The sequence below is a fragment of the Streptomyces sp. NPDC037203 genome (assembly GCF_055605065.1).
Window position 1 is genome coordinate 230,928 of sequence record NZ_JBVJUC010000009.1, and the last position, 25,353, is coordinate 256,280.

General features: G+C 70.4%; 19 protein-coding genes and 3 pseudogenes. 7 read left to right on the top strand and 15 right to left on the bottom strand.

What is annotated here, in order from left to right; genetic code table 11:
• Nucleotides 1–290: 290 nt before the first annotated feature.
• Nucleotides 291–1,790 (bottom strand): MFS transporter, encoded by a 1,500-nt coding sequence (locus ACZ7EC_RS24370; protein ID WP_471065650.1) that lies wholly within the window; start codon nucleotides 1,788–1,790, stop codon nucleotides 291–293.
• Between the two features lie 55 nt (nucleotides 1,791–1,845).
• Here ACZ7EC_RS24370 and ACZ7EC_RS24375 point away from each other — a divergent pair, with 55 nt between their 5' ends.
• A complete protein-coding gene (locus ACZ7EC_RS24375) occupies nucleotides 1,846–2,634 on the top strand; it encodes a TetR/AcrR family transcriptional regulator (RefSeq protein ID WP_471065652.1) in 789 nt (262 codons plus the stop codon).
• Nucleotides 2,635–2,733: 99 nt separating this feature from the next.
• On the opposite strand, the gene ACZ7EC_RS24380 is transcribed toward ACZ7EC_RS24375, so the two are convergent.
• The 8 genes from ACZ7EC_RS24380 to ACZ7EC_RS24415 form a co-directional block, all read right to left on the bottom strand.
• Entirely contained in the window at nucleotides 2,734–3,873 is a 1,140-nt protein-coding gene (locus ACZ7EC_RS24380; protein WP_471065653.1) for an NAD(P)/FAD-dependent oxidoreductase, read from the bottom strand.
• Nucleotides 3,870–5,147, bottom strand: a complete 1,278-nt coding sequence (locus tag ACZ7EC_RS24385) for a threonine synthase (RefSeq protein ID WP_471065656.1) — start codon at nucleotides 5,145–5,147, stop codon at nucleotides 3,870–3,872. The genes ACZ7EC_RS24380 and ACZ7EC_RS24385 overlap by 4 nt, the downstream gene beginning before the upstream one ends.
• 116 nt (nucleotides 5,148–5,263) lie before the next feature.
• Nucleotides 5,264–6,853 (bottom strand): class I adenylate-forming enzyme family protein, encoded by a 1,590-nt coding sequence (locus tag ACZ7EC_RS24390; protein WP_471065658.1) that lies wholly within the window; start codon nucleotides 6,851–6,853, stop codon nucleotides 5,264–5,266.
• Complete coding sequence (locus ACZ7EC_RS24395) at nucleotides 6,850–7,626, bottom strand: SDR family NAD(P)-dependent oxidoreductase (protein ID WP_471065660.1); 777 nt, start codon at nucleotides 7,624–7,626, stop codon at nucleotides 6,850–6,852. The genes ACZ7EC_RS24390 and ACZ7EC_RS24395 overlap by 4 nt, the downstream gene beginning before the upstream one ends.
• A complete protein-coding gene (locus tag ACZ7EC_RS24400) occupies nucleotides 7,623–8,411 on the bottom strand; it encodes a glucose 1-dehydrogenase (protein ID WP_471065661.1) in 789 nt (262 codons plus the stop codon). Before ACZ7EC_RS24400 ends, ACZ7EC_RS24395 begins: the two co-directional genes overlap by 4 nt.
• Nucleotides 8,408–8,587: an MbtH family protein gene (locus tag ACZ7EC_RS24405; RefSeq protein WP_421676062.1), complete on the bottom strand. Its 180-nt coding sequence runs from the start codon at nucleotides 8,585–8,587 to the stop codon at nucleotides 8,408–8,410. Before ACZ7EC_RS24405 ends, ACZ7EC_RS24400 begins: the two co-directional genes overlap by 4 nt.
• Before the next feature lie 50 nt (nucleotides 8,588–8,637).
• On the bottom strand, nucleotides 8,638–9,861 hold the full coding sequence (locus tag ACZ7EC_RS24410; protein ID WP_471065663.1) for a cytochrome P450: 1,224 nt from the start codon (nucleotides 9,859–9,861) through the stop codon (nucleotides 8,638–8,640).
• Nucleotides 9,858–11,642 (bottom strand): amino acid adenylation domain-containing protein, encoded by a 1,785-nt coding sequence (locus ACZ7EC_RS24415; RefSeq protein WP_471065665.1) that lies wholly within the window; start codon nucleotides 11,640–11,642, stop codon nucleotides 9,858–9,860. The genes ACZ7EC_RS24410 and ACZ7EC_RS24415 overlap by 4 nt, the downstream gene beginning before the upstream one ends.
• Before the next feature lie 915 nt (nucleotides 11,643–12,557).
• On the opposite strand from ACZ7EC_RS24415, the gene ACZ7EC_RS24420 reads away from it, so the two are divergent.
• The gene (locus ACZ7EC_RS24420) at nucleotides 12,558–12,755 is read left to right on the top strand and encodes a hypothetical protein (protein ID WP_471065667.1); all 198 of its coding nucleotides are present in this window, start codon (nucleotides 12,558–12,560) and stop codon (nucleotides 12,753–12,755) included.
• A gap of 82 nt (nucleotides 12,756–12,837) precedes the next feature.
• The gene (locus tag ACZ7EC_RS24425; RefSeq protein ID WP_471065669.1) at nucleotides 12,838–13,920 is read left to right on the top strand and encodes a VanZ family protein; all 1,083 of its coding nucleotides are present in this window, start codon (nucleotides 12,838–12,840) and stop codon (nucleotides 13,918–13,920) included.
• A gap of 467 nt (nucleotides 13,921–14,387) precedes the next feature.
• Here ACZ7EC_RS24425 and ACZ7EC_RS24430 read toward each other — a convergent pair.
• The 3 genes and pseudogenes from ACZ7EC_RS24430 to ACZ7EC_RS24440 all read right to left on the bottom strand — a co-directional run.
• A pseudogene (locus ACZ7EC_RS24430) lies at nucleotides 14,388–15,683 on the bottom strand (zeta toxin family protein); the annotation flags it as partial.
• Between the two features lie 246 nt (nucleotides 15,684–15,929).
• Nucleotides 15,930–16,406 (bottom strand): hypothetical protein, encoded by a 477-nt coding sequence (locus ACZ7EC_RS24435; protein ID WP_471065670.1) that lies wholly within the window; start codon nucleotides 16,404–16,406, stop codon nucleotides 15,930–15,932.
• A gap of 206 nt (nucleotides 16,407–16,612) precedes the next feature.
• Nucleotides 16,613–17,149: a GNAT family N-acetyltransferase gene (locus tag ACZ7EC_RS24440; protein ID WP_471065672.1), complete on the bottom strand. Its 537-nt coding sequence runs from the start codon at nucleotides 17,147–17,149 to the stop codon at nucleotides 16,613–16,615.
• Nucleotides 17,150–17,317: 168 nt separating this feature from the next.
• On the opposite strand from ACZ7EC_RS24440, the gene ACZ7EC_RS24445 reads away from it, so the two are divergent.
• Nucleotides 17,318–17,662: a type II toxin-antitoxin system PemK/MazF family toxin gene (locus ACZ7EC_RS24445; protein ID WP_471065673.1), complete on the top strand. Its 345-nt coding sequence runs from the start codon at nucleotides 17,318–17,320 to the stop codon at nucleotides 17,660–17,662.
• 53 nt (nucleotides 17,663–17,715) lie between these two features.
• Here the strand turns inward: ACZ7EC_RS24445 and ACZ7EC_RS24450 are convergent.
• Nucleotides 17,716–18,498 (bottom strand): annotated as a pseudogene (locus tag ACZ7EC_RS24450) (IS5 family transposase); the annotation flags it as partial.
• A 1,204-nt stretch (nucleotides 18,499–19,702) separates the two neighbouring features.
• On the opposite strand from ACZ7EC_RS24450, the gene ACZ7EC_RS24455 reads away from it, so the two are divergent.
• Together ACZ7EC_RS24455 and ACZ7EC_RS24460 are read left to right on the top strand one after the other, a co-directional pair.
• Nucleotides 19,703–20,695, top strand: coding sequence for a hypothetical protein (locus tag ACZ7EC_RS24455; RefSeq protein WP_471065674.1), 993 nt, complete (start codon nucleotides 19,703–19,705; stop codon nucleotides 20,693–20,695).
• A 241-nt stretch (nucleotides 20,696–20,936) separates the two neighbouring features.
• Nucleotides 20,937–21,768: pseudogene (locus tag ACZ7EC_RS24460) on the top strand (IS5 family transposase).
• Nucleotides 21,769–21,784: 16 nt separating this feature from the next.
• On the opposite strand, the gene ACZ7EC_RS24465 reads toward ACZ7EC_RS24460, so the two are convergent.
• Nucleotides 21,785–22,642 carry a hypothetical protein gene (locus ACZ7EC_RS24465; RefSeq protein WP_471065676.1) on the bottom strand — a complete coding sequence of 286 codons (858 nt, stop codon included), beginning with the start codon at nucleotides 22,640–22,642 and terminating at the stop codon, nucleotides 21,785–21,787.
• Nucleotides 22,639–23,208, bottom strand: a complete 570-nt coding sequence (locus tag ACZ7EC_RS24470; RefSeq protein ID WP_471065677.1) for a SigE family RNA polymerase sigma factor — start codon at nucleotides 23,206–23,208, stop codon at nucleotides 22,639–22,641. Before ACZ7EC_RS24470 ends, ACZ7EC_RS24465 begins: the two co-directional genes overlap by 4 nt.
• A 173-nt stretch (nucleotides 23,209–23,381) precedes the next feature.
• Here ACZ7EC_RS24470 and ACZ7EC_RS24475 point away from each other — a divergent pair, with 173 nt between their 5' ends.
• A complete protein-coding gene (locus tag ACZ7EC_RS24475; RefSeq protein ID WP_471065679.1) occupies nucleotides 23,382–25,301 on the top strand; it encodes an RICIN domain-containing protein in 1,920 nt (639 codons plus the stop codon).
• Nucleotides 25,302–25,353: the final 52 nt, after the last annotated feature.

The window sequence follows — 25,353 nt, forward strand, 5'->3', positions numbered from 1 at the left end:
AACGGGCAGCCGTTGCAGGTCGTCGGATTCACCAAGAGCATCGGAGGGGCGGTGATGACGTCGGTCGGCCGAGGGAGAGGGCGACGACTGGCCGAGCTGCACGGCGTCGGCACGTACGCCCCGACGGCTTCGTTACCTGGCGCGCCCAGGGCGCCTTCCCCGACCCCCAAACCGCCCGCCGGGACGCCTTGAAGGCCGTACTGCACAGGGGCTGACCCGCAGAGAAAGCCGCGGGGAAAACGGCACAGGGCCGCCCGGGGGACGGCCCTGTGCCAGGGGAGGCCTCCCGATCACACCGGGTCCGCCGACCGGGGGTTTTTCGGCGACTCGGCGGGAAGGGGAGGCATGGTCTCGTTTCCGGCGCGCCGCGGAAGAAAGCGGTCCACACCGGCGATCAGCAGCGCCACGCAGGTGAGGGCTGTGGCGCCGTAGAGGCTGTGGCTGGTGGCGCGCGGGAAATCGCTGCGGGTGGCGGCCAGTCGGTTGTAGAAGAGGGTGGCGGCGACGGCGGTGCCCAGCGAGGTGCCGACGCGCTGTCCGGTCTGCAGCACGGCGGCGGCGGTGCCGCTGCGGGCGGGGGGTACGTCGGCGAGGGCGAGGGTCTGGTTGGGGCCGATGACCAGGCCGCTGCCGAGACCGGCGACGAGCAGGGGGCCGAGTACGTACAGCCAGACCTGGCCGTGCGGGTGATGGCCGATGACGGCGGCGGTGCCGCCGAGACCGAGGGCGACGGCGGCGATCCCGGCGACGACCATGGTGCGGCCGGCCCGGAAGACGGCACGGCCGCCCAGGGTGGAGGTGACGGCGGAGCCAAGGGCGAAGGGCAGCCCGGTGGCGCCGGCCGCGAGGGCGGAATAACCGTGCCCCTGCTGGAGGTAGAGCGTCAGCACCAGCAGCAGACCGGTGTATCCGGCGAAGTACACCGAGCCGACGGCGCTGCCGGCCCCGAAGGAGCGGGCCCGCAGCAGCGACAGGTCGACCAGCGGATCGTGCCCCGCCCGCCGCCACAGCGTCTCCCATCCGACGAAGCAGGCGAGCAGGACGGCCGCGAGACCGAGCAGCCACCAGCGCACCGACGCGCTCCGCTGCTCCTGTTCGATCATCGGCAGCAGGACCGCGGCGACGCCCCCGCCGAGCAGTAGGACGCCCACCAGGTCCAGGCCGCGACCGGTGCCGCGGGCTGCCGTCCGCGGCAGCCACAGGGCGCCGAGCACCACGGCCAGCAGACCGATGGGCAGGTTGACCAGGAACACCCAGCGCCATCCGCTGTGCACCCCGGCCGCCTGGATCAGCAGCCCGCCGGCGAGGGGCCCGACGGCGGTGGAGATCGCGATCGAGGCACCGTACAGACCGAAGGCCCGGCCCCGCTCCGGACCCCGGAACAGCTGCTGGACCATGCCGATGACCTGCGGATTGAGCAGTCCGCCCGCCACCCCTTGGAGCAGCCGCGCGACGACCAGCCAGGTGGGGTTCGGCGAGAGGGCGCACAGCACGCTCACCGCGGTGAAGAAGGCGAGCCCGCCCAGGAACATCGTCTTGCGGCCGAGGAGGTCGCCGAGCTTGCCCGCCGGGACGAGCGCGAGCCCGAAGGTCAGGGTGTATCCGGAGACGACCCAGGACACGTCCGCGGGCGAGGCGTCGAGTCCCCGCTGCATCGAGGGCAGGGCCACGTTGACGATGCTGACGTCGAGCAGGGTCATGAACCCGGCGATCAGGCAGACCGCCAGTGCTCGCCAGCGGCGGGGATCAAGGGCCCCGGCGTCGTTCGCGGGGACGCGCTGTGGTGTCATGCTTACACCGTACACGGGCATGCTTACGCCGTAAATTCACGGTAACGTCGTACACATGGATGCTGACCGAGCCCACAGCCGCGCCGCCGGGCGGGACGCCGCCGGATCCGCGGCCGAGCCCGCGATGTCCGTCTGGCAGCGGCTGGCCCAGCCGACCCCGTCCCAGCGCCCGGTCCTTACGCACGCCCGGATCGTGGCGGCCGCGCTCCGCGTCGCGGACACCGACGGTCTCGACGCCGTCTCCATGCGCCGTCTGGCCACGGAGCTCGGGGTCTCCGCCATGACCTGCTACCGGTATGTCTCCGGCAAGGAGGACATCATCGAGCTGATGCTCGACAAGGTCCGCGCGGAGATGCTCCTGGAGCGGCCGGGCGGATCCTGGCACGAGGTGCTGCGGGACTCGGCGCTGCGCTTTCGCCAGGTGGTCCTGCGGCATCCGTGGATGACGGAGGTGCCGGGCCGGATCCTGTTCGCCCCGACGCCCGCGCATCTGGCGCTTGTGGAGCAGCAGTTCACCGCGCTGGACGGCCTCGGCCTGACGATGGAGCAGATGGCCGACATCGCGGGCGCGGTCACCGCGTACGCACGCGCGCGCACCCACGACGAGATCACCCGCGCCCGGCTGCGCGCCCCGGAGGGCTGGACCAGCGGCGGGGAGGCCCGGGAGGCGAACCTGGCCCGGCTGTCGTTCCTCCTCGAAGCCGGTGACTACCCGCTCTACCAGCGCTACGTACGCCAGACCTCACCCCACGAGGACGAGGACGCCCGCTTCACCTTCGGCCTGGACTGCCTCCTGGACGGCATAGCCGCCCGCCTTGACCTCCCCCGGAGGGCTCCCCGCTGACGCCGGGCGCGCGGCTCGCGGGCACCGGGCGCCCGGCCGCCGGGTGCCCGGCACGTCAGCTCCCCGGGGTGCGGGCGCCGGTCAGGAGGTGATCGTGGCTCATCCGAAACGCGCGGGCCGGAACGCGGCCAGCTCCGGCGCCTCGCGATCGTCGACGAGTTCGCCCGCCACCAGCTCGGCGAGGTGCGGCGCGAGCGTGACCCCGCTGTGCGTGACCAGCACATAGAGGCCGGGCAGGCGTTCGGTGAAGCCCGCCACGGTGAGCCCGTCCGCAGGCAGCGGCCTGACCCCCACCCGTACCCGCTCGACGGGAACGTCCGCGAACGCCGGAAACACCTTGCGGGCCCGGTCGATGAGCATCGGTCCGAGACCGAAGACGCCCTGATCGCTCCGGGGCACGCGGGAGCCCGCGCCGTCGCCGCCGAGGACCGCACGACCGGTGGCGGTGGGCCGAAGACCCATGTCGGGAGTGTGCAGGATCCGGCGCAGCGGTACCCGCAGCGCGGCGGTGTCGGCAAGGCCGCCCACCGCGAGATAGCGCTCGTCGCCGGGGGCGCGCGTCCGCCGGTCCTCCTCCTCGATCAGGGGGACGGTGATCGAGGAGGCCGCGAGGAGCCGCTGGGTGGCCGCGCCTGCGGCGCACACCACCTGATCGGCCAGGACCTCTTCGCCGTTGGCGAGCACGACCTTGGTGCGCGCGCCCGAGGGCTCGAACCGGACCACCGGGCAGTGCGCGCGGATCTCGGCCCCGGCCGCCCCGGCCTGGTCGAGCAGGTCGGCGATCATGCGTTCGGTGTCCACCCAGCCCTCGGCGGGGAACCATGCCGCGTCCAGCGCGCGCCCGGGATCGATCACCGGGTCCAGCTCCGCGGCCTGCCGGGCCGTGATCCGCTCGGCCCGGTAGCCGCGCGCGGCCAGATCGGCGACGACGGCGTCCAGGGCGGCGGACGATGCCGCGTCCGTGGCGATCTCCACGTTTCCCACCCCGTGGAACCAGCGCCGTCCGGCGGCGTGTTCCGCCAGGCGGTGGTAGGCGGCGAGGCCGTCGGCGTTGAGCCGGAAGTACGCGTCGGGCCTTTTCTTCTGGGCGTTCGCCCAGGCGAAGGTCGAGGCGCTGGCGCCCGACCCGGGCGTCGCCGCCTCCAGCAAGGTCACAGGGACCGATCGCGCGGCCAGCGCGTTCGCCACGCCCGCGCCGAGCAGTCCGCCGCCCACGATCACCACACGGGATCGCTTCATATGAGAGCACCTTCCTCGGTCCAGGTAGTGGTGGAGGCGGGCACCTGCGCGACCGGACGGTCGCCGCCGGTCAGATTCACGAGGGCCACCGAGTCCGGGGTCAGGGTGCCGTCCTCGGCCGCCCGCATGACACCGGCGAGCGCTGTGGCACTGGCGAAGCAGCCGCGCACACCCGCCATTTCGAGGAGCAGCCGGCGTGCCCGCCTGATCCGGTCCTCCTCGGCCGCGAGGATCCGCCCGCCGCTGCCTCGGCACAGATCCCTGATGTACGGATAGGTCGCGGTCGGGTCACCGCGCAGGATCGCGTAGGCCAGGCCCTGCGGGTTCCTGATCACATGGCGGGGCTCGATCCGTTCCGCGTCCTCCCCGAAGGCATGGGCCATGGGGGCGCAGGACGCCTGCTGCACCGCCATGAAGGCCGGGAGCTTGCCGAGGCGTCCCAGTTCCCGGTACTCGACCGCGCCTTTGAGGGCGCCGAGCAGGCCCATGCCGCTGCTGACGGCCTGGAACACGAAGTCCGGCTCGACCGGCATCTGGTCGAAGGCCTCCAGGTACGCCAGCTTGAGCCCTTCCCTGCGGGCCAAGTTGAAGAAGCCGCCCTCCCAGAAGTGGCCCTGCTCGCGCGCGAACCGCTGGGCGACCTTGCCGGCCATGACGAACTCACCTTCCACGACATGCGTGGTCACATTGGGGTGGTCCGGGTAGTTGAGCCGGCTGACGAAGGCACGGCCGACGAAGATGTGCAGCCGGAAGCCGGGGAACAGCGCGGCCGCCCGTGCGTAGGCGGTGGAGGTGTTGCCGGTCGAGGACAGCACGAGTTCGTGAATGCCCAGTTCCGCGAAGCGGGACAGGCACAGGGACGCGACCCGGTCCTTGGTCGACCGGGTCGGGTTGGCCGACTCGTCCTTGACGAACAGCCGGCCGACGCCGATGGCCGCGGCGAGTTCCGGCACCTCGAAGCACGGAGTGTTGCCCTCTCCGCCCCAGCGGCCCGAGGCGCGGTCGCGCAGCGGCAGCAGCGAGAAGTAGTGCTGCAGGGGGTCCGGCCCCTGGCGCGTCGCCGGCACGGCCGCCTGGTCCAGGTCGTAGAAGGCGTCCAGGGCGCCGTTGCAGGCGGTGCAGCGGGTGCTCGGCGACTCGGACTGCTCCTGGCCGCACAACAGACAGAAGTAGCGGACGACTTTGTCCGGTCCGGTCGCGGAGCCGCGTATCTTGCGTATCAGGCTCTCGTAGTTGGCGGTGATGCTCTCGTGGTTTCCGGTATCGGCTGACAATGGCCTCATCCTTACGATGGCATGCGAAGAACGCTCCGTCAGGAGAGAGCAGGGCAGGGCCCTTCCGGGCGGAGAGTGTGTGCGGATGTCAGATGGGCTGGTGCGCGCTCCGGCCGTCAGTCCGCCGCGAGCACCGCCGCATCCCCGGGGGCCGTGGCAAGGCCGCGCTCGCGGACCAGACGGCGGTCCACCTTGCCGCTGCCGTTGACCGGGAACCGCCGCCAGCGCACGAAGCGGACCGGCGCGTGCGTCGGTGTCATCGCCTCGGCCACGTGGGCGCGCAGCGCCTCGAAGGCCGGGGGGTCGTCGGACCGCAGGACCACGGCCGCGTGCAGCTCCTCGATCAGGTCGGAGCTCCGATGGGGGTACACGTACGCGTCGATCACGCCCCGGTGGCCCACGAGGACCTTCTCGACCTCGCTGGGGTGGACCTTCGTGTCATGCACCTTGACGACGTCGTTCATACGGCCGCTCAGCCGCAGCAGGCCGTCTTCGTCCAGGCGGCCGAAGTCCCCGGTGTGGACCCACCCGTCACGCAGCACCTGGGCGGTCAGCTCCGGATCGGCGGCATAGCCCGTCATGACGAGCGGGCTGCGGACGACCACCTCACCGGTCTCTCCCCGGGGCAGTTCCCGGCCGGTTATGGGGTCCTGGACGACCACCTCGACACCGGGCCGCGGGCGTCCCACGCTGGACAGCCGCTCGGGTATGTCGTGGTCGGCCGGGGTCAGCATGGAGATCTGCCCGGTCTCGGTCGTCCCGTAGGAATGGTGGAGCACTCCGGGAAAGAGCTTGACGGCTTCCCGGACCCGTTCCGGGGAGGCCGGGCATCCCACGTACAGCAGGCGCCGCAGCGAGGAGAGATCGGCGGTGCCGACACCGGGGTGGTTGACCAGCTCGTAGAACTGGGGGACGCCCATGAGCGTGTCCGTGACGCGGTACTCCTCGATGTCCTCAAGGAGCGCACCAGGGTCGAACCCGGTGCGCAGCACCACGCTTCCCCCGGCGGCGACGGCCGTGTCCACCAGCAGTCCGCCGGTGTGCGTGACCGCGCTCATCGCGAGGAAGACCTTGTCGTGGTCGAGGGTCGACGACTCGGCCAGCACCACCCTGTTCCAGGCCGCGAAGGGCTTGACCACGCCCTTGGGCCGACCCGTGCTTCCGCTGGTGTAGAGCACCAGGGCGTGCGCGGGAACGCGTGCGGAGAAGCCCGGCGGCGGCCCTTCGACGGGGCGCCCGTCGGCGGTCACCGGGCCGGAGAGCGGTGCGCCGAGCTCGCACAGGCCGGTGCCGTCGGGCAGCAGGGCCCGCATGCGCGCGGCTTCCTCGCGCTGCGACTCGTCGTGGACCAGCACGCGCGCACCGCACTCGCGTGCCATGCGGACACGGCTTCGCGTGTCCAACTGATGCGTGGTGGTTCCGTGGTTGGCCCCGGACACGGCGACCACCGTGCCGCCCATGAGGTGCACGGCGTACCGGGCCGCCAGCAGCCAGGGGCTGTTCACCTCGGTCAGGAGGGCGACGGCGGCACTTGGGCGGACGTCGAGTGCGGTCAAGGCGCCGACGATGCGCAGGACGGCCGCGCGCAGTTCGGACCCGGAGATCACGGTCTCGCCCCAGTGGACGACCGGGCGTTCGCCGCCGTCGAGCCGGTCGAGGATGCGGAGCGCGTAGTGCGCGTCTTCGGTGCTCTTGGTGCTTGTCATGATGTGGCTACCGTTCCTCGGCTGGTGGGGGTGGTCGGCGCGGGCCACCGAGCCATCGGGCTTCCGCTGAGATAGGCGCCCTGCCCGGAGAGAGCCGCCGACGGACCGTCGAGCAGGCAGAGGGCGTACTGGGCGATGTTGTCCGGGTAGCTCCCGGTGTCCGTCGGCGGTGGAGCGCCGATCGGCGGGCGGGCGCCGGGCCGGAATCCGGCCGGTGCGGCGAAATGGACGGTGATGCCCAAGGGGGCCAGTTCCGGTGCGAGGGAGGCGGTGAAACCGGCCGTCCCGGCGACCACGGTCCGGTCCCCGCGCCCGCCTCCCCGCTCTGGTGACGAGGGGCGGACGACGTTGAGGATCCGGCCGCCGCCGCGCAGCATCTCCCGGGCGACGGCCCGGTTGGTGACGAAGAGGGTCCGCAGGGCACGCCGGGCCGCTGCGTACCTCTCCGGCGCGCCGCCGTGGTCCTTTCCGGCGTCCTCCGTGCCGCCGACGCAGGTCAGCAGGACGCTCGGCCTGCCGAGCACGGATCGGACATGTGCGAGGGCGGCTGAGAACGCGGCGGTGTCGGACGGGTCCGCCGACACCGTGACGCATCGCCGGCCGGTGGCAGCGATCCGCCGCAGCGCCTCCTCGGCCGGGGCCCGGCGGCCGGGGTCCACCAGCGCGATATCCATGCCGGACGCCGCGAGGCGCACAGCGGTGGCCAGCCCCGCGCCTTCGGCCGCCCCCGCCAGGAGGGCCACTCTCCCGGCACGTACCGGCTCCTCGTTCATGGCTGCCCCCCGTCGACGTACACGGTCTGTCCGGTCAGGAAGCCGGAGTCCGGGCCGGTGAGAAAGGCCACGACCCCGGCGATGTCCTCGACGGAGCCGACCCGGCCGAGCGCGGACCGGGCGGCGGCCTGGTCCAGGAACTCGCCGCGGTCGACCCCGAGCCGCTCGGCCAGGGCGTCCACCATGGGGGTGGCGACGAAGCCCGGGGCGACGGCGTTGACGGTGATGCCGCTCGGGCCCAGTTCGGCGGCCAGGTCGTGGGTGAGTCCCGTGACCGCGGCCTTGGCCGCCGCGTAGTTGGACTGGCCGGGGTTCCCGTCGGCGGCGACCGAAGCGAAGTTGACGATGTGTCCGCCCCGCTGCCGCCGCATCTGCTCCACGGCGGTCAGGCACCACAGCAGGGTCCCGCCGAGGTTGACGTCCAGGACCGCGTCCCATTCGTCGTCCTCCATGGTCAGCAGGAGCCGGTCCCGGGTGATGCCCGCGCAGTTGACGAGGACGTCCAGCCGGCCGAAGACCCGGACGACCTCCCGCACCGCCGCGCTCACCTGGCCGGTGTCCGCCACGTCGCAGCCCAGGCCGAGCGCCGTGCCACCGGCGGCCCGGAGCGCCGCCACCGTCCGGGCGGCGTCGTCCTCGGTCCTGTCGACCACGACGACCGAGGTCCCCGCCGCGGCGAGCCGCGCCGCGACGGCGGCCCCGATTCCGCGGCCCGCACCCGTGACGACCGCTACGCGGCCCGCCTCGGCCCGGCCGGTCGGCGGTACCGTACGCGGTGCGGTCATCGCCCGGTGCTCGGTTCGCCCGTCTCCAGGTACCTGAGGCAATCGGCCCGGCCGACCGGACCGTGGACGGTCTGCCAGCCGCTTGGAACGTCTGTCCCGGACGGCCACAGCGACTGATGTCCGGCATCGTTGCGCAGCACCAGATAGCTGCGCTGTTCGTCCTCGAACGCGCTCATGGTTTCGCTGTCCCTCCTGACATGGTGCGGACGGTCTTCGGTACGGACGCTCAGGCGCTGAGGCGCACCGGCAGCGAACTCATGCCGTGCAGGATGCTGGAGTAGATCCACTTCTCCTCCCCGACCTGCTCCAGGCCGCCGACCAGCCGGCGCAGCCCGTCGAGCACCGCGCGGACCTCCATGCGCCCGAGGTGATGTCCCAGGCAGTAGTGGGTGCCGTAGGCGAAGGTGAAGTGCTTGTTGGGGGTACGGGCGAGGTCGAACTCGTCGGGTCGGTCGAAGACCGCCTCGTCCCGGTTGGCGGAGTAGATCCAGACGCTCACCACGTCACCGGCCTTGATCTGCTCGCCGTTGACGACGACGTCGCCGGTGGCGGTACGGCCGCCGTGCAGCGACGGCACGGTCCAGCGCAGTACCTCCTCGGTCGCGGTGTCGAGGTCGACGTCCCCGTTCTTCAGGGCGCGCCACTGGTCGGGGTGCTGGATGAGCGCGAGGACCGCGCCGGTGATGGCGTGCCGCCCGGTCTCGTCGCCGCCGATCATGAGGCCGTAGCAATTAGCCATCTTCTCCACGGAGTTGAGGGGCTCGCCGTCGATACGGCAGTTGGCCAGCAGGCTGACCATGTCGTCGTTGTCGCTGCCCACGCGTTCCCGGCACAGCTTGCTGAAGTAGAGGAGGATCTCGTTCTTCGCGATCCAGTTGTCCTCCGGCCGCGCGTCGGCGTCGTCGGAACTCCAGGCGTGCGCGGTCTGGCCGAGCAGGAACCTGCGGTCGGATTCGGGGATTTCGAGCAGGTCGCAGATGGCGCCGAGCGGCACGTTCGCCGAGACGTCGTTGGCGGCGTCGCACTCGCCCTTCGCCAGGGCGTCCAGCAACAGCCTGTCCACGCTCTGCTGGAGCGAGTGTTCGATGAGGTTCAGGGTCCGGCGCGAGAAGCCCTTGTTCAGCACGTTGCGGATCTGATGGTGGCGCACGCCGTCGGTGACCGCCAGCATGGTGCCGGACGCGGAGTCGCCTCCGGTGAGCAAGGTGGCCAGCGCGTTGCCGTTCTCGGTGGTGAAGTGGGCCTTGTCCTGGTAGACGCTGTTGACGTCGGCATAGCGGGAGATCACCCAGAAGCCGGGGCGGTCCTCTCGCGGGGGCTGCCAGTAGACCGGCCGGTTGGTCCGCAGATGGCGCCAGACCTCGTCCAGTTCGTTCTCGGCGTACAGATGCGGTGAGGCGAGGTCGATCCGGTCGATGTCCTCGGGACTGACCATGGGGCGGCTGGTCATCCGTCACTCCTTGCCGCCGCTATCGCGGCGAGTGCTTCGATGGTCGGGTTGTCGATGACGTCGCGCGGCGAGAAGTCCAGCCCGGCCTCCTGGGCCCGCTGGATGAAGAAGATGGCGAGGATGCTCGTACCGCCGAGCTCGAAGAAGCTGCTGTCGACACCGATCGACGCGCTTTCGAACAGCTCGCAGAAGATCTCGCAGAGGGCCTTCTCGGCCGGGGTGCTCGGCTCCCGGTGCCCGGTCCGCGGCAGGACGCCCGGCGCGGGCAGGGCCGCGCGGTCCACCTTGCCGTTCGGGCTGAGCGGCAGGGCGGCGAGCGTCGAGTAGACGGCCGGGACCATGAAGTCGGGCAGGCTGCGCAGCATGTGTTCGCGCAGTTCGGCGGGGGTGGGCGCGGCGCCCTCGACGGGCACCGCGTAGACGGCGAGCTGCGGGGCCCCGTCGTCGGTGCGCAGCACGGCCACGGCTTGGGCCACCTGCGGGTGCCGGCCGAGTGCGGCCTCCACCTCACCGAGTTCGATCCGGAAGCCGCGGAGCTTGACCTGGTCGTCCGCCCGGCCGTGGAAGAGGAGCTGCCCGTCGGAGCGCCGCGAGGCCAGGTCACCCGTGCGGAACATGCGCGCGCCCGGCGCCCCGAACGGGTTCGCGACGAAGCGCTCTGCGGTCATGGCGGGGCGGTTGAGGTAACCGCGCGCCAGCCCGGGGCCCGCGATGAACAGTTCCCCGATCTCGCCGACCGGTGCCTGGCGCAGCTCGTCGTCCAGAACGTGCGCATCCAGCCCTGGCAGGGGGCGGCCGATGGTCACCTCGTCGCCGGCCGAGAGGGGGCCGGTCATCGTGGCGCAGACGGTGCCCTCCGTCGGTCCGTACGCGTTGAGCAGCCGCACCCGCGGGGCCCAGCGCTCGACGAGTTCCGGCGGACAGGCTTCGCCCGCGACCACCAGGGTGCGCAGTGCGGGCAAGCGCCCAGGGGCGATCGTCAGGGCGGCGGTGGGCGGAAGCACGGCGTGACTGATCCGGTGGTCCAGCAGAGCCGCTTCGAGGATGCCCGCCGCGAGGGTGCCGGCCGTCGGCACGACCAGGGCCGCGCCGCTGGTGAAGGCCGCCAGCAGTTCAGTCAGGAACGCGTCGAAACTCGGTGAGGCGAACTGCAGCACCCGGCTGTCCGGCTCCACGGCCATCCCGGCGACCTTGGCGGCCGCGAGCGCCGCGAGCCCGGTGTGGGTGACGGCGACGCCCTTGGGGCGGCCGGTGGAGCCGGATGTGTAGATGACGTAGGCAAGATGGTCCGGGAGCAGCGGGGCCGTCCGCTCCTCCTGTGCGACGTCCGCCCCCTCGGCCCTGCGCAGCCGGTCGAGGAATCGCGGGTCGTCGACGACGAGGCGCGGGACGGTGAGTTCCGGGGAGAGGGCCGCGCGCGACGCATCGGTCGTGCAGAGGAGCGCGGGCGCCGCGTCCTCGATGATGTAGGACGTCCGCTCCGCCGGATAGGCGGCGTCGACGGGCAGGAAGGCGGCTCCCGCCTTGGCTGTGGCCAGTACGCCGATCACCATCTCGGGCGACCGTGGCAGCGCCAGCCCGACCAGCTTTTCCGGGCCCGCTCCGTGCTCCATGAAAACGCGCGCCAGCCGGTTCGCCCTGGCGTTCACGTCCCCATAGGAAAGGGTTGTTCCTTCGGAGATGATCGCGGGATTGTGCGGGTACTTCCGTACCGTCCGTTCCCATAGCTCCACAAGAGTTCGCAGCGTCAATTCGCTAACCTCCGGGAAATGTAACTTCATCAGATGGGCGCTCGTCGTCGCACTTTCCGCCCGGCTGTTTTCGGCCAGCGCAAAGCGGCGTGATCAGTCGTCTTTTGCGCATCAGGAAGGGGCGCCGAAGCGTTCGGATGCAGGTCGCGTCGCGGGCCCGTCATGGGCACCACGGACACGTCATGAAGTGAAGCGTGCAGAATCCACTGTCGGCCTGATAGAGGTCAGGACTCGGGCGGCCCGCGCCTCGCGCCGGCACATGTGGAGAGATGGAGCGTCCGGGACGCCTACAAGCAGAACCTGCCGTCCCGCTGCCAAGGCAGCAGAACCGTCCCCCGTGTACTGCGTGACATTCCCTGTCCCCCTCTGCTTCAAAGCGGTGCATCCTCGAGCCTGGGGATGCCGCTTTCATTAGGCCGTAACTTTATTTCACACCATCAGACCGACGTCAACGGTGATCATCACGTGCCGAAGCCCGACTCCGGCCCGAACAACTCGACACGACTTCTAGTTTGCTATTTCTTTTACTTTCGGCAACTCTGCGCGCATTGCCGAAACGGAGCCGAGGCTGCCGCCCGGTTTACTCTGTTCACGTGGCAGTTTACGGCGTTACATGAGTTTCCGTGGCGGAGCGGAGCGGCCCGGAGTGCTGCGGGGTGGTGTGCATCGCGGCGGGTTTCGTCCAGCACGGGCAAAGCTTCGCAAAGACCGAGCAAAGTCGACGCACGGCCGGAACCCGCCCCCGCAGGGGCCCGCGGGCGTCCGGCGGCGCTCGGGCCGCACCCGGGAGACCTGGGCAGAAGAAGAGGTCCAGACCCGTTCGGTCTGGACCTCGGTGGAGCCTCCTGCCGGATTCGAACCGACGGCCTTCGCTTCACAAGACCGTGAGCGATCATGTCGCCCGGTACTACGTCGTGCCGCCTCGTAACGTTTCCGCTGATCAGGATGGGTGGCTCGTCCGTCAGCGTGCGCCTGGGCTCCAGCATGTCCGGCTCCGCCACCTCCTCCTCCTACTTCACCATCTCGTCCGGTCAGACGGTCTCCAAGCACTGGCAGAAGTCGGGAAGTTACATGTGCTCCGACAGCGTCGGCGTGCTGAACTACAGCGGCGGCACCTACCAGACGCCGACCGCGCACTGCTGAGGCGCGCGGTGTGATGGGCCCCGCACAGCGGTGCGGGGCCCCCGCTGCGCCGTCAAGGCCCTGATTCTGTCGAGGACTTCTCGTGTTTTCCGCGATCTTCCAAGGCCATTACGGCTACTTGGCCGCATGCATGCTGGCCGCTCTCGTCCTGGGCGGCGTCGCGTGGCTGGTTGCACGTCGTTTGGGTAATCCGTACGGCGTGTGGTGGGCGGGGCTGACCGGCACGCTCACCGGCGTGCTGGGCGTCACGTTCATGGGCGGCGGCTACGCCAACGGCCAGTGCGTCATCAACCACGACCTCGCCGAGCCGTTCCACGCCACACAGGGCCTGTGGAACCTCCTCATGACGGTGCCGCTCGGTCTGTTCGCCCTTCCGGCCCTTCGCCGGTTGCTTCCGGCGCTCGTCGGCGTCGTCGCGCTGCCCCTGGCCATCGAGTTCACTCAGGCCACGGTCAACGGTCTGGGGCGTACGTGCGACAGTTCGGACGCGGAGATGAACATCCTCGGCGGTCTGGTCGGCCTCGCGGTCGCGGCAGGGTTCCTCGCCAGCCGCGGAGCGCTCAACTGGCGGGCGGCCGCCAAGGGATCGCTGATCGCCTCTGCGGTGCTGCTCGTCCTGGGCGCGGGTGTGGCGCGCCCGATGGTGTCCTTCACGCACGTGGACGGCACCGGCCTGTCGGCCGCCGATTCTTCGACGCGCCAGGCCGTCGAACAAGTGGTGACGGAAGCGTTCGGAGACCGGTACAAGCTGGGACGTGTCTACATGCAGCCCTGTGTCGGAGCATCATGTACCAACGTCGAATTCACCTTGCTGAGCCGAGACAAGGGTCATCCGGAAGCCTTCAGTAACGGCAGCCTGTCGTGGCCGGACAAAAAGCATCTGAACGTGCTCCTGGAAGACAGCGACCGTTCCAACGTCATGGGCTATCCGGTGGCTGGAGCGAAGGCTCCGTACGGGAAGCAGGAGGCGTACCGGATCGCGCGCACGTACATGAACAATCGCTACCCCTGGGCCGAGGACGCGACCTCCCACCGTACAGATGCCGTGGGTGGGAAGGCCGAGCTCGGATGGATCACCAGTTGGCGCTGGCTGCAGGACGACGTGCTGATGCCCAGAATGCTGGATGTCCAGGTCGACAGGAGGTGGAGGCGAAGTACCAGGTGAAGGCGTTTACTCTGAAGGCCAACGAGCGGAGCGGTACGTGGCGGCCGGAGTGGCTCGTCAACGTGTCGATGCGTGCGCAGCCGGGAACCGAACCGCAACAGCCGAGCGATATGGACATGTGGCGAGTGGATGCGGTGAACGGGCAGGTTTACGACGGCACAGACGCACCTGTGCAGGCAGTCAGCTGAGGAGACGCAGTCGGCGGCCCTGCTTGGCACGGGCAGAGGCCAGACGGACGGGTGCGGCCGGCCGAGGCGAGTCGGCTGCACCCGCGCGGGCATCAGCGGCCGGGCAAGCGCGGCGATCTCGTCCAGCTCCCGACGGTGCCGCGGGAGCGCCCGGCGCAGGCCTTGGTAGAGGCGGAGGAATGCCTCAGCCTCCTGTTCGGTGTAGGGGCGGAGCCGTTCCGCGGCCAGGGCCCACGAAGCCCGCCCGGTGCCGCCACTTTCGTGGCGCAGCAGAGCTTGGCCGTCCCGGCGGATTACCGTGATGGCCGTGATCTGCGGGTGCTGCTCGGCGGCGGCGACGACGTCGGCGAGCGCGTGGAAGCAGGTGTCGTGTCCGGAGCGGCTGGTGAACCGGCCGGTGCCGCCGCGCTGCAGGGCACGGGCGTAGCGCAGTGCGGTCGAGAGCCGGCTGTCGGTTTCCCGCACGGCCAGGACGACGAGTTCGACCGAGTAGCCGCTGGTCGCGAAGGGCAGCGTGCTGGTGAGGAACTCCTCCACGCTGCCGGGAGCGGCCTCGATCAGGACGTCGCCGCGCCGGTCACGGACGTACTGCTCGGCCCAGGCGAACCAGGCCCGGTAGTCCGCGCGGATCGTCGCGCCGGCGCTGCGGGGGTCGTCACGCAGCAGCTGGAAGTAGTCGGGGTGCTGGGCCTTGAAGTCGTCGCCGACCAGCCGCGTCGTTCCGGGCCGCATCGCGCGTCGGACCATCCGGGCGGCCAGCAGCTTGCCCGCGCCGGGCTGCCCCAGGACGTAGACGGCGCGCGGCTCGTCCCGGGTGACGATGCCGTTCAGATAGGACGGGACGATCAACTCGTCGAAGACCCACCGGTGTTCGCTGGCGGAGAGCCGGTGGTAGTCGACGCCGGGCGCGCCCCGTCGGGGCTGGGCGATGCGCCGGACCGGCTCGGCGAGCGCCGCGGCCCGCCGCGCGTCCCGTACGACGGCCAGGCGCTCGTCCTCGCCCGGCACCTCGCGGATCACGCGCACCTCGGCGCGGACTATCTCTCGATGGAACAGGGCCGTCTCCCGGGCCGTCCACGCGCGTGAACGGCCCCGTGCGACCGCCTTGTCGGCGCCGGGCCGGCACCGCCACACGCTGTCGACGAGCTCGTTGTCGTACAACACCGTGCCGTCGCGCATCATCACGGTGATGCGGTCGGCGAGCTGCTCCTCCTCGATGACCGCGAGCGTCGCGAGCATGTTCTTCACACAGAAGTCGTGGTTCGCCCAGGTCACGAACCGCCCGCCCGCTCCGCCGGAGGCCTCGGTGAGGAAGCGATCGAGGATGCCCAGCTGGCTCCACGCCTCCGGTGTCGCGAGTGCGACGACCTCGATCCGGTGCCGGGAGCGGCGGTACGCCGCCGACGACGCACGGAAGTCGTCGGGCTCGGCGAGGGCGGATTCGACGACCGCGTCCAGGCCGTGGTCGCGGACGTACTCCTCGACGGCTGCCTGCCACGCGATGGTGTCCGAACGGACCCTGGCGCCGGCGGTACGGACGTCGGCGGCCAACGCCGCGGCGTAGTGGCGGTGGGCGGCCTTGTAGCGGGTTCAGCAAGGACTTCCACTCCGGGAACGTCGTGCGCATCCGCCAGACGCCAGCTGCGCAGGCAGCCCTGCTGCCTCTGGAGTGGACGACGCGGCCCGAGGGGGGAGGACCGAGCAGCTCACGCACGACCTGGCAGCCGGGATGCGGGCTGTACCGCGGCCCTGCTCAACTCGCCGTATCAAATGCTCAGTCACACCGGCATTGAAGCTGCCGGGGGCGAGGCGTTTTGCATCCTACGGAAGGGCCGTCGGGCGGGTCGCCCACGCGGCACGGCGGCGTGCCCACCAGGACAGCTGCGGCGCGGTCGCGGCGTTGACGGCCCGGCCGAACGCCTCCAAGGCGGCCTCCAGGCGCGCGGTGTCCTCCACGTTGGACAGGGCGTTCAGCAGCTGCTCGGTGGTGGTGACGACGGTCGGGTCGGACCAGCGCATGAGCGGGGCAGCGGCGGTGGCAGCCCGGGTGAGCGGCGCGCGCACGGCGGCCACGGTCTGCTTGCTCGCCACCCGCTCCCGGCTCAGCAGCTCGACCGCGCGCCCGAAGCCCGCGCAGCCGCTCTGCACATCGCTGCCGCTGGCGACCTGAGCGCGGGCGGCGCCCCCGGCGAAGGCGAGCACGGCCAGCAGGAACGTCCGGCCGCGCTCGGCCGGCCCCTCCCACAGCAGCCGGTTGGCGGCGGCCGCGCCCTGCAACTCCATTACCGCCACCGTCATCGCATCCGCCTGCACCCGCAGGGCCCCGATCTCGGCCTGCTCCTGGTGGTTGCGGGCGCGGTTAGTAGGTGTTTTCCTTCCTCGAGCTGACGAGGCCGAACTGTTCCAGGCGGTCCGGATGCCGGAGTGTGCCCGGTTGGCTTCGTAACCGAGAGTGGGTGAACCCTGCGTCGCCGCGCTGCGCGGCTTTTGTCAGAGGGGGCCCGTCACATAGGGAGTGAGAACAGCCGTACTGCCCCTGAGGGCCACCGGGCATCGTCGCGCAGGGGCGTCACCATGGTCCGCAGCGGCATGGTCACGAGGCGGCCTTCGGGTTGTTCGACGAGTACGTCCTTGTCAAGCGGGTGCCATCCGAGGCGCTGGTAGAGCGACACGAGGGGAGGCCGGCAGAAGAGGAGTGCGTGTTGAGGACCCATCGTTCGGGCGTGCTCCAGGGCAGCTGTGACGACGAGGCGAGCGAGGCCCTGACCTTGCCTGCCGGGTGAGACGGCCACCCCGCCGACGCCCACCACCTCTGTCTCGGCGTCGCCGATCGCAACAGGCAGTCGTAGCAGGCCGGCGTGTGCCACGAGGCGGCCGTCGTGCCGGATGCCGAAGTGCTCTTCTTTCGGCAGCCAGGTCAGACCGGTCCAGGCGACACCGAAGGGATCATCGCTGATGCCAAGGATCTCCTCCTGGTCCGCCTTCGTGTACTGGGCGAGCCGCACCACAGTCGGTGCCACAGGGGATCGGTTCTCAGTCATTCCCACATGATGATCTCTCCGCCGAGCACTGGCCTAGTGCTGTGAGCGCGCAGGTTCACCGGGTTCGCTGGCCGCTGCGACCGCTGGACTGGTTGGATTACGGCCGACAATGAGGTGTTCGGTCCGGGGCGTGCAAGGTTCGCCCGCGAACCTGCGTCGGGAGGGCACGTGCAGCGCGGCGAGGTCTGGTTGGCGGACTTTGACGAGCGGCGGCCGGTTGTGCTGCTGTCAGGAGACGAAGCGTCCGGGTTCCGAGCGATGCAGGTCGTCGCTCCTGCGGGGACCGAGATCAGCGGTGTGGCCGTCGAGGTGGCAGTGGGGGCGCCCGAGGGGATGCCTCTCGAGGGCGTCCTTCGAGTGGCGCTGCCACGTCCAGGTCTTGTCCCGTGCACTTGGCTGGTCACGTTGGCCCAGGAAGATCTGACCGAGCAGGTGGGCGTCTTGTCGTCAGCGAAGCTCGGCGAGATCGAGGATGCCCTCCGTGCCGGTGGACTCGAGCAGGCGGCGCACTAGGCTGCTCGCCGACCTCACCGTGAAGCACGGATGCCTCCGGTTCTCGCAGGTCAACGTGGCTTCTTCGCCCACTGGCTCGTTCGGGGGCTCTTGCGGGTGAGGCGCCGGGTCATCATGGTGATGAGTGCCCAGTTCAGGTGGGCTTCGGAGTGCTGGGGCAGGCGTTCGTAGTCGCGTGCGTTGCGGCGGGCGTTCATGCACCAGCCGATCGTGCGCTCGACTTTCCAACGGCGGGGCAGGACGACGAAGCCCTTGGTGCCCTTGGGCCGGGAGACGATGCGCAAGGAGATCCAGAGACGATCGCGGGCCCAGTCGACGAGGTCGCCGGCATAGCCGCGGCCGGCCTGGATCTGAGTGATCTGTGGCTGGGTGAGGCGCAGGCGCCAGAACACGTCGCGGGCGGCGTCGCGGTCCTGGATGTCGGCGGGCGTCACCGTGATCATCACCGGCAGGCCGAGCGTGTCCACGGTGATATGTCGTTTGCGGCCGTTGATTTTCTTGGCGGCATCGTAGCCGCGGCTGTTGCGGCCGACGGTGGAGGCGCCTTTGACCGACTGGGAGTCGACGATCAGGGTGGCCGGGTGGGGGCAGCGGCCCTTGCCGGTACGGATCCTCCGTCGGAGCTGGTCACGGATGTAGGTGACGACCCCGGCGCGGTTCCACCTGCAGAAGAACCCGTAAACCGCCTCCCACGGGGGGAAATCCGCAGGCAGAGCCCGCCGCTTCGCGCCGTTGTCGACGATGCAGCGGATGCCGTCGACAATCTCCCGCCTCGGCCGCTTCCACTCCAGCAGCGCCCCCAGCAGAGCGCTGACGACCGCGACCACCGCCGCCAGCCCCGCGTCCTCGCTCTCACCGTGCTCCTGGACGTCGATGCACGCCTGCGCGCAGGCCTCCGCGACATCGGCCAGCCCCTTGCGCAGGTTCTCCCAGATCTTGCCCCCGTCGCGCTCCCAGCACGGTATCGGTGCCCGAGCCGGCCGGCACCGATCCGGTGCCAGCTGCCCCGCCTGCCGGACCGGCCAGCGCCCGCGAGACCGCCTCACCCGGCTATCGCCGCGCCCTCGAAGCGCACCGCGTGGTTGCGCCGCCGTCGCGAGTGGACCCGGCCGTCGCGGAGGCGGTGGAGCGGCAGACCGCAGCGATGCGGGATCTGAGCCGCCGGGCCTTCTCCGAGCCAGACGTCGTGCCGGCCGATGTGACGGTCCGAATCGAGCAGGCACGCCTGGAGCGCAGCCGCCAGGCCGCGGCCACCGAGGCGGCCGCTCTGCGCCGGGCTCGGGCCGAGCGCGCTACCCGGAAGGGGCAGGCCGCGGACGGCCGTATTCACGGCTCCGCCTGGGTCCGGAGCCTGGGAAACGGGGCGGCGCAGGGCACTGTGGCGTGATCGGCCGTTTGCGCCTGGGACGGGGGCCAGACTGGAGTGTGGGTGCCGGGACGAACGAGGACTTCGGTGGTCGAGCAGACGCCGTACGGGACCGAGCCGGGTGGGGACGATCTGGCGCTGATCGCCTTGCGCCACGCCAAGCGCGCCGCCCAGGGACATCAGGGCCGCGCCGCCCGCAGATGGTGGCAGTCTCAGCAGCAGCCGGGAAGTCCACGCCCCGTCCCTCTCGCCGTCGCGATGGTGGAGGTGGCCGAGCTCTACGGCTGGCCTCAGCCGGAGGACACCACGTTGATCAGGCAGTGGCCCACACTCGGTGGACCCCTCGCCGACAAGCTGATCGCCGTGAGCTTCGATCCGGCCTGCAGGACCCTGAGCTTGCGCGGGAAGTCGGAGGCCTGGTGCACCCACGGCCGCATAGGGCTGGCCGTGTGTCGTAGGACGAGATCAAGTCCACATCTTGGCGCCTTCCGCAGTGGCCGCCGGGGAGTTCGATGGGTTCTGCGCCGGGGTTCCGTCAGCCGTCGGGGGGCTTGTAGCGTCGGGGCGAACAGCCGGTGGCTAGGGTTCCGGTTCTGGGGTTACGCGTGTGACGGCTCATTGCTTGAATCGAGCCCGCGACCTTTCCGGATCTTGACTGTCCTTTGCGAAAAAAAATGGCCGCCCGCACCCTTGCCGCCCGCCCAGGTGCCGTCGTCCGCCTCGTCGCGACGCTGATCATCGCGATCGGGGTGATCGGCCAGACCCAGCTCATCAGCACGCTGCTCTACAACCGCTCGGACGACACCGAGTTCGTGGGCTCCGCCGAGGGCAGGAGCATGGCGCTCGTACAGGCCGCAGACCGTGCCCGCCCGCCCGCGGAGTTTCGGGTCGCACTCCCCGACGGCGTCCACATGGTGTCGCTCGGACATGCGGACGTGGCTCCGGACGGCTCCAGTACACGACGCGTCATCCAGGCACCCTGCGAGGACCTCAAGGCCCTCCACCTGCCCTGCCCCACCGGACTGACCCCCGAAACGGTGCCCTTCGAAAAGCTCGACCAACGCCTGCAAGTCGCCACCTACATGGACTTCGGCGAAACCCCGGCCACCGTTCGCACGGCAGCGGCCACCCGCCTCGACCCGCATGACATCTGGCTCGTCGTCTTCACCTCCGACAGCAAGGCCCTCGACCTCCCGGCCGTCAAACGCGCCGCCCGCCTGACCTTGAGCACCGACTCCGTCATCCGGCCGCTGGCAGAAGGCACCGGCTCCAACACGCTCGGCTTCCAGGCCCGGTGGATCCCCTTCCTCGGCACCGTCGGCACCCTGTACATCGCCGTGGCCATGGTCTTCTCGTCCCTCGCCGAGTTCCTCCGCTTCGCCCGCGCCCTCGCACCGGTCACCGCGCTCACGGGCCGGCGCCGTGTCTTCCGCACCACGGCGGCGTGGTCGCTCAGTGTGCCCATCGCCGTCGCCGGCACCGCGGGCGTCGGAGCCTACGTCGTGCTCGCCCAGCCCATCAGTGGTGGCCCTCAGGGCGCGCAGTTGTCCATGAGCCTGTGCGGTGAGCTGCTGGTACTCACCCTCCTCCTCGCGGCGGCAGCTGCGGCAGCGGCTGGCCTCGCCGCCGCAGGAGAGGCCCGGCGATGGCGGCCACGGGCAGACTGAACCGCAGCGGGAGTTCGTGCTTGTCCAACGTCGCCTCGCTGTCCCGTTGACCGACGGCGCGGCCGGTGCCCCAGGCGGTGGCGACGTCGTGGATCTCCCAGGCGAGGACCACCTAGCCCGCGTCGGCCGCAGCGGCGATGTTCGCGAGGTCGGCGGTCCCGGCGATCGCGTCCTGGCCCTCCTTGAGCGGGCGGGCCTAGGCAGTGTCTTCGAATGATCACTGCTGGTGGATCATGGTGTGGTGATACGTCGCCATGAACTGTCGGGCGCCGAGTGGGAGTTCGTCCGGCCGCTGTTGCCCGAGTCGTTGCGGGGGCGGAAGCGGCTGGACGACCGCAGGGTGCTGAACGGGATCGTGTGGAAGTTCCGGACCGGGACGACCTGGCGGGATGTGCCCGGGCGCTATGGTCCGTGGGCCACTCTGCACACGCGATTTCGCAGGTGGGCGGCGGACAGGACGTTCGACCGGATGCTGCGGGCCGCGCAGGCGAAGGCGGACGCGGCGGGAGACGTCGAGTGGCTGGTGTCGGTCGACTCCACGATCGTCCGCGCTCACCAGCACGCGGCCGGGGCTCGAAAAGGGGGCTCCGCGACCCGGCCCCCGGCCGGTCCCGAGCTGGCCTGACCAGCAAGGTCCACCTGGCCTGCGACGGCCGGGGCCGCCCACTCGCCTTCGTCGTCACGGGCGGCAACACCAACGACTGCACCCGTTTCATCACCGTGATGGAAGCGATCCGGGTGCCCCGCCCGGGGCCGGGGCGCCCCCGCGTCCGGCCCGATCACGTCCTGGGCGCCAAGGGCTACAGCCCAACAGCCATCCGCGGCTGGCTCCGCCGCCACGGCATCGCGCACACGATCCCCGAACGGGCCGACCAGGTCCGCAACCGGGCACGGCGCGGCAGCCACGGAGGCCGCCCGCCGGCCTTCGACCGCGAGGCGTACAAACACCGCAACGTCGTGGAACGGTGCTTCAACGCTTGAAGCAGTGGCGAGGCATCGCCACCCGCTACGACAAGACCGTCCAGTCCTATCAAGCAGCCGTCACCCTTGCGTCACTCCTGATGTGGGCGTGACATTTGACGACAGAACCTAGGAGTCCCCGCCGATGCTCGTGTGTGCCGCGAATCCTCCGCCCACGGTGTACGCGTGGCCGTCGGCCGTCGCCGTGACGGTGCAGCTGTCGTTCTCAGCGTTGCGGCCGCCCTGCTGGTGGTTGTACTGGCCGGCGAAGACCCACTGGCCCGCCGGGACCGTACGGCCGTCCTTGAGCGTCCAGGTGTAGACGAGGAATCCGTTCCGCTCCTGGACAGTCTGGGTGAAGTCCGCCTCGGGCAGGGAGCGCCATGCGCCGGTGGAGGCCACGCCCCCGGTCTGCGCGACCTCCAACTGGACGGTGAGCGCGGTGAGTTGGCTGGCCGTCTTCAGGGTGACATCGCTCTGGGCCCAGAAGGCGTTGCTGTGTGGGTCCACGGAGCCGTCCAGCCACAGCGGGCCGCTCCGTTCGCTGTGGGCCGCGGGCGGCTGGGCGGAGGCCCGGGCGTTCCGGGACTTGCCGGCACTCGGCGCACCGGACGGCCGGGTGGTGCCCGCACCGGGCGCCGGGGTGGCGGTGCGGACGGGCGGACGGCTCGCGGTCGCGTCCGGCGAGGTACTGGGTGTGGGGGAGACGGCGACCGTACGCTTCTGCTCCGGGGGCGCGTTCTTCACCGCGGACGCCACCGCGTACCCGCCGACGGCGAGCACCCCGGCGACCGCCGCGGTCGCGCTGACCACCCGCACCCAGTCCAGCAGCAGGGGGCGCGTGGACCGGTGACTCAAGGGGCGGGACGGCGGCTCGGCCATGCCGCGCTCCACGCGGGCCAGAATGCGCGCGCGGTCGGGTTCGCGGGCCCCGGCCGCCTCGTGCAGCCGGGCGCGCAGCTCGTCGTGCACGTCCTGCTGCCTCATCGGTTCCTTCCTCCGCTCTCGGCGCCGCCCCGGGCCATCACCGCGTGCACCTTCCGCTCGGGACGCCGGGTGCCGAGCAGCCGTTGCAACTCGGCCATTCCCTTCGACGTCTGGCTCTTAACCGTACCCACCGACACCCCGAGGGCGAGCGCGGTGTCCTTCTCCGAGAGGTCGAACGCGTGCCGGAGCACCACGCACGCCCGTTTGCGGAACGGCAGCCGGCGCAGCGCCTCCTGGACGTCCACCACGCCCGCGACGTCCGGGTTCTCGGTCCGGTCCTCGCGGTGCGACCAGAACAGCGCGATCCGCCGGCGCTCGCGTACCGCGCCGCGGATGCGGGTGCGGGCCAGGTTGGCGACCACGCCCCGCGCGTACGCCACCGGATGGTCGGCCGCGCGCACCCGGTCCCAGCGGTGCCACAGCGCCAGCAGCGCGTCCGCCGCCAGGTCGTCGGCGGCATCCGCCTCACCAGTCAACAGGGCTGCCAGTCGGGCGAGTTCGACGTAGTGACGTTCGAAGAAAGCATGGAACTCCACGGAGGCTGCGTCGTCGACGACTGTGCCCACGGGTGACCTCTCCTCGGTGCAAACTCTGCGAGTGTCATGCGAATGACATGCGAACATCCGGAGGGTGTGGCCGGACGGAGATCCGGAAGCGTAGCAGTGATCGTTCGGTGCAGACGTACGTGGGTTCAGACGGTGTACGACCTGCTGAACCCGCTTCCCGGACACCTGGACACGTGGAAAACCTGAACGCGGACGTCTGCACCGACGGCGCCGGCGCCGTCACGGGCGCCCGTCTGTTCCGCTACCGCCTGGCCAGCCGAAAAAGTTTGTCGATCTTCGGGAACGCGGCAACCTTTCCGGCCGCCCGGACCACTCAGTGCTGCCCGGCCAGGTGGTCCGGTCAGATGCAGCAACGCCTGAAAGTGAGCACAGACATGTCCCCTCGCCCACCCAAGTCGACCGACTCAACCGTCGCGGCGAGACGAAAAGCGGCACATCGTGGCCGGCGGCTGATCGCGCAGCGCAGTGTCTGGGCGGCGGTCGTCATAGCTGTCGTGAGCGGCGCCGTCGTCATGGTCAACAGCGCATCGGCCCAACCCGTTGATCCGAAGGCGTGGTACGTGCTGGTCAACCACAACAGCGGCAAGGCGCTGGACGGCCGTGCCTCCGCCACGAACGACGGGGCGGCGGTGGTGCAAGGCAACCGTCACGGCGGAGCCAACCAGCAGTGGCGGTTCATCGATGCCGGTGACGGCTACTACCGGCTGCAGAACCGGAACTCCGGCAAGGTTCTGGACGACTACCACTGGTCGAAGAGCAACGGCTCCGGCCTCGTCCAGTGGAGCGACCGGAAGGGCTCCAACCAGGAGTTCAAGCTGGCGAAGTCGCCGGACGGCTACGTACGTCTGATCAACCGCTTCAGCGGCAAGGCCGTCGAGGTCCACAACGCCTCGAAGACCGACGGTGAACACGTCGTCCAGGACCGCGACCGGGGCGGCGCCGAGCAGCAGTGGAAACTCGTCCCGGCCGGGAGCGCGGGAAGCGCCGGCACACCCCCCGCGACGGACGGCAGCGCGGCGAAACGCTTCATGGGCAGTAGCACGGTACTCATCGGCGGTTCGATGTCGGACGCCTCGGCGAACGCCGCGCCGTTCGACGCACGGTATGCCTATGTGCACAGCCAGCCCGCGCTCTCGTCGGCCTACTACTCGGCATCGCGCTGCCAGGACGGGTGGTCGAACTGGTGGGGCTGCTGGAACGGCAGCACCACGGCGCCCGGCACTTACGTGACCTGGCGGGACAGTGAGGTGGCCAAGGCGACGTACAAAGGCCGCCCGCGTCCGCAGAAGATGCTCTGGACGTGGTACTCGTTGCGCGATCTCGGGGATCTGGCAGGCCAGGGCGACGGTCCGGGCGAGGTCCGGGCTATCGACCGGGTGGACCTGCTCACCCGGTACATGAACGACTACCGTTTCTTCCTCCAGAAGATCGGCACGTCGCGCGACATGATCGACCTCGAACCCGACTTCTGGGGGTACGTCCGGTCGCTGGGCAATCCGCACAAGGTTGCCGCGCAGGTCACGGCCGCGAATCCGAAGGACTGCGCATCCCAGGAGAACAGCGCCGCCGGACTCTCCCGCTGCCTGATCTCCATGGCGCACAAGTACGCGCCGCACACCGCCGTGGGGCTCCACCTCACCTGCTGGGACTGGCAGAGCAACACCCGGGCATGCGTCAAGGACTACGCGAGTCTCGGGGCGCAGAACGCCGACTTCCTGGTCAGCGACGTGTCGGACCGCGACGCGGGTTGGTACGCACAGCCGGCCCACGGCGGCCGTGACACCTTCTGGACCGGGCAGAAGGCCGCCGACTCGATGCGGTTCTACAAGACGATGGCTGAGTCCGTGGGCAAGCCTGTCGTCCTGTGGCAGATCCCCGTGGGCAACATGGCGCAGAACAACACCCTCAACCATTACAAGGACGACAAGGTGGACTGGCTCTTCGCCCACATGGACCAGGTGGCGAACGCCCATGTCGCGGGCCTGATGTTCGGTCCGGGACAGCAGGAACAGACCTCGGTCGAGACCGACGGCGGAAACCTGATCACCAAGACCATCGCCTACCGCAACTCGGGTGGTATCGCGCTGAAGTAGGCGACGCTATTGCGCTGAAGCCGACGCACGGCCGGGGCATCTCGAAGGCGAC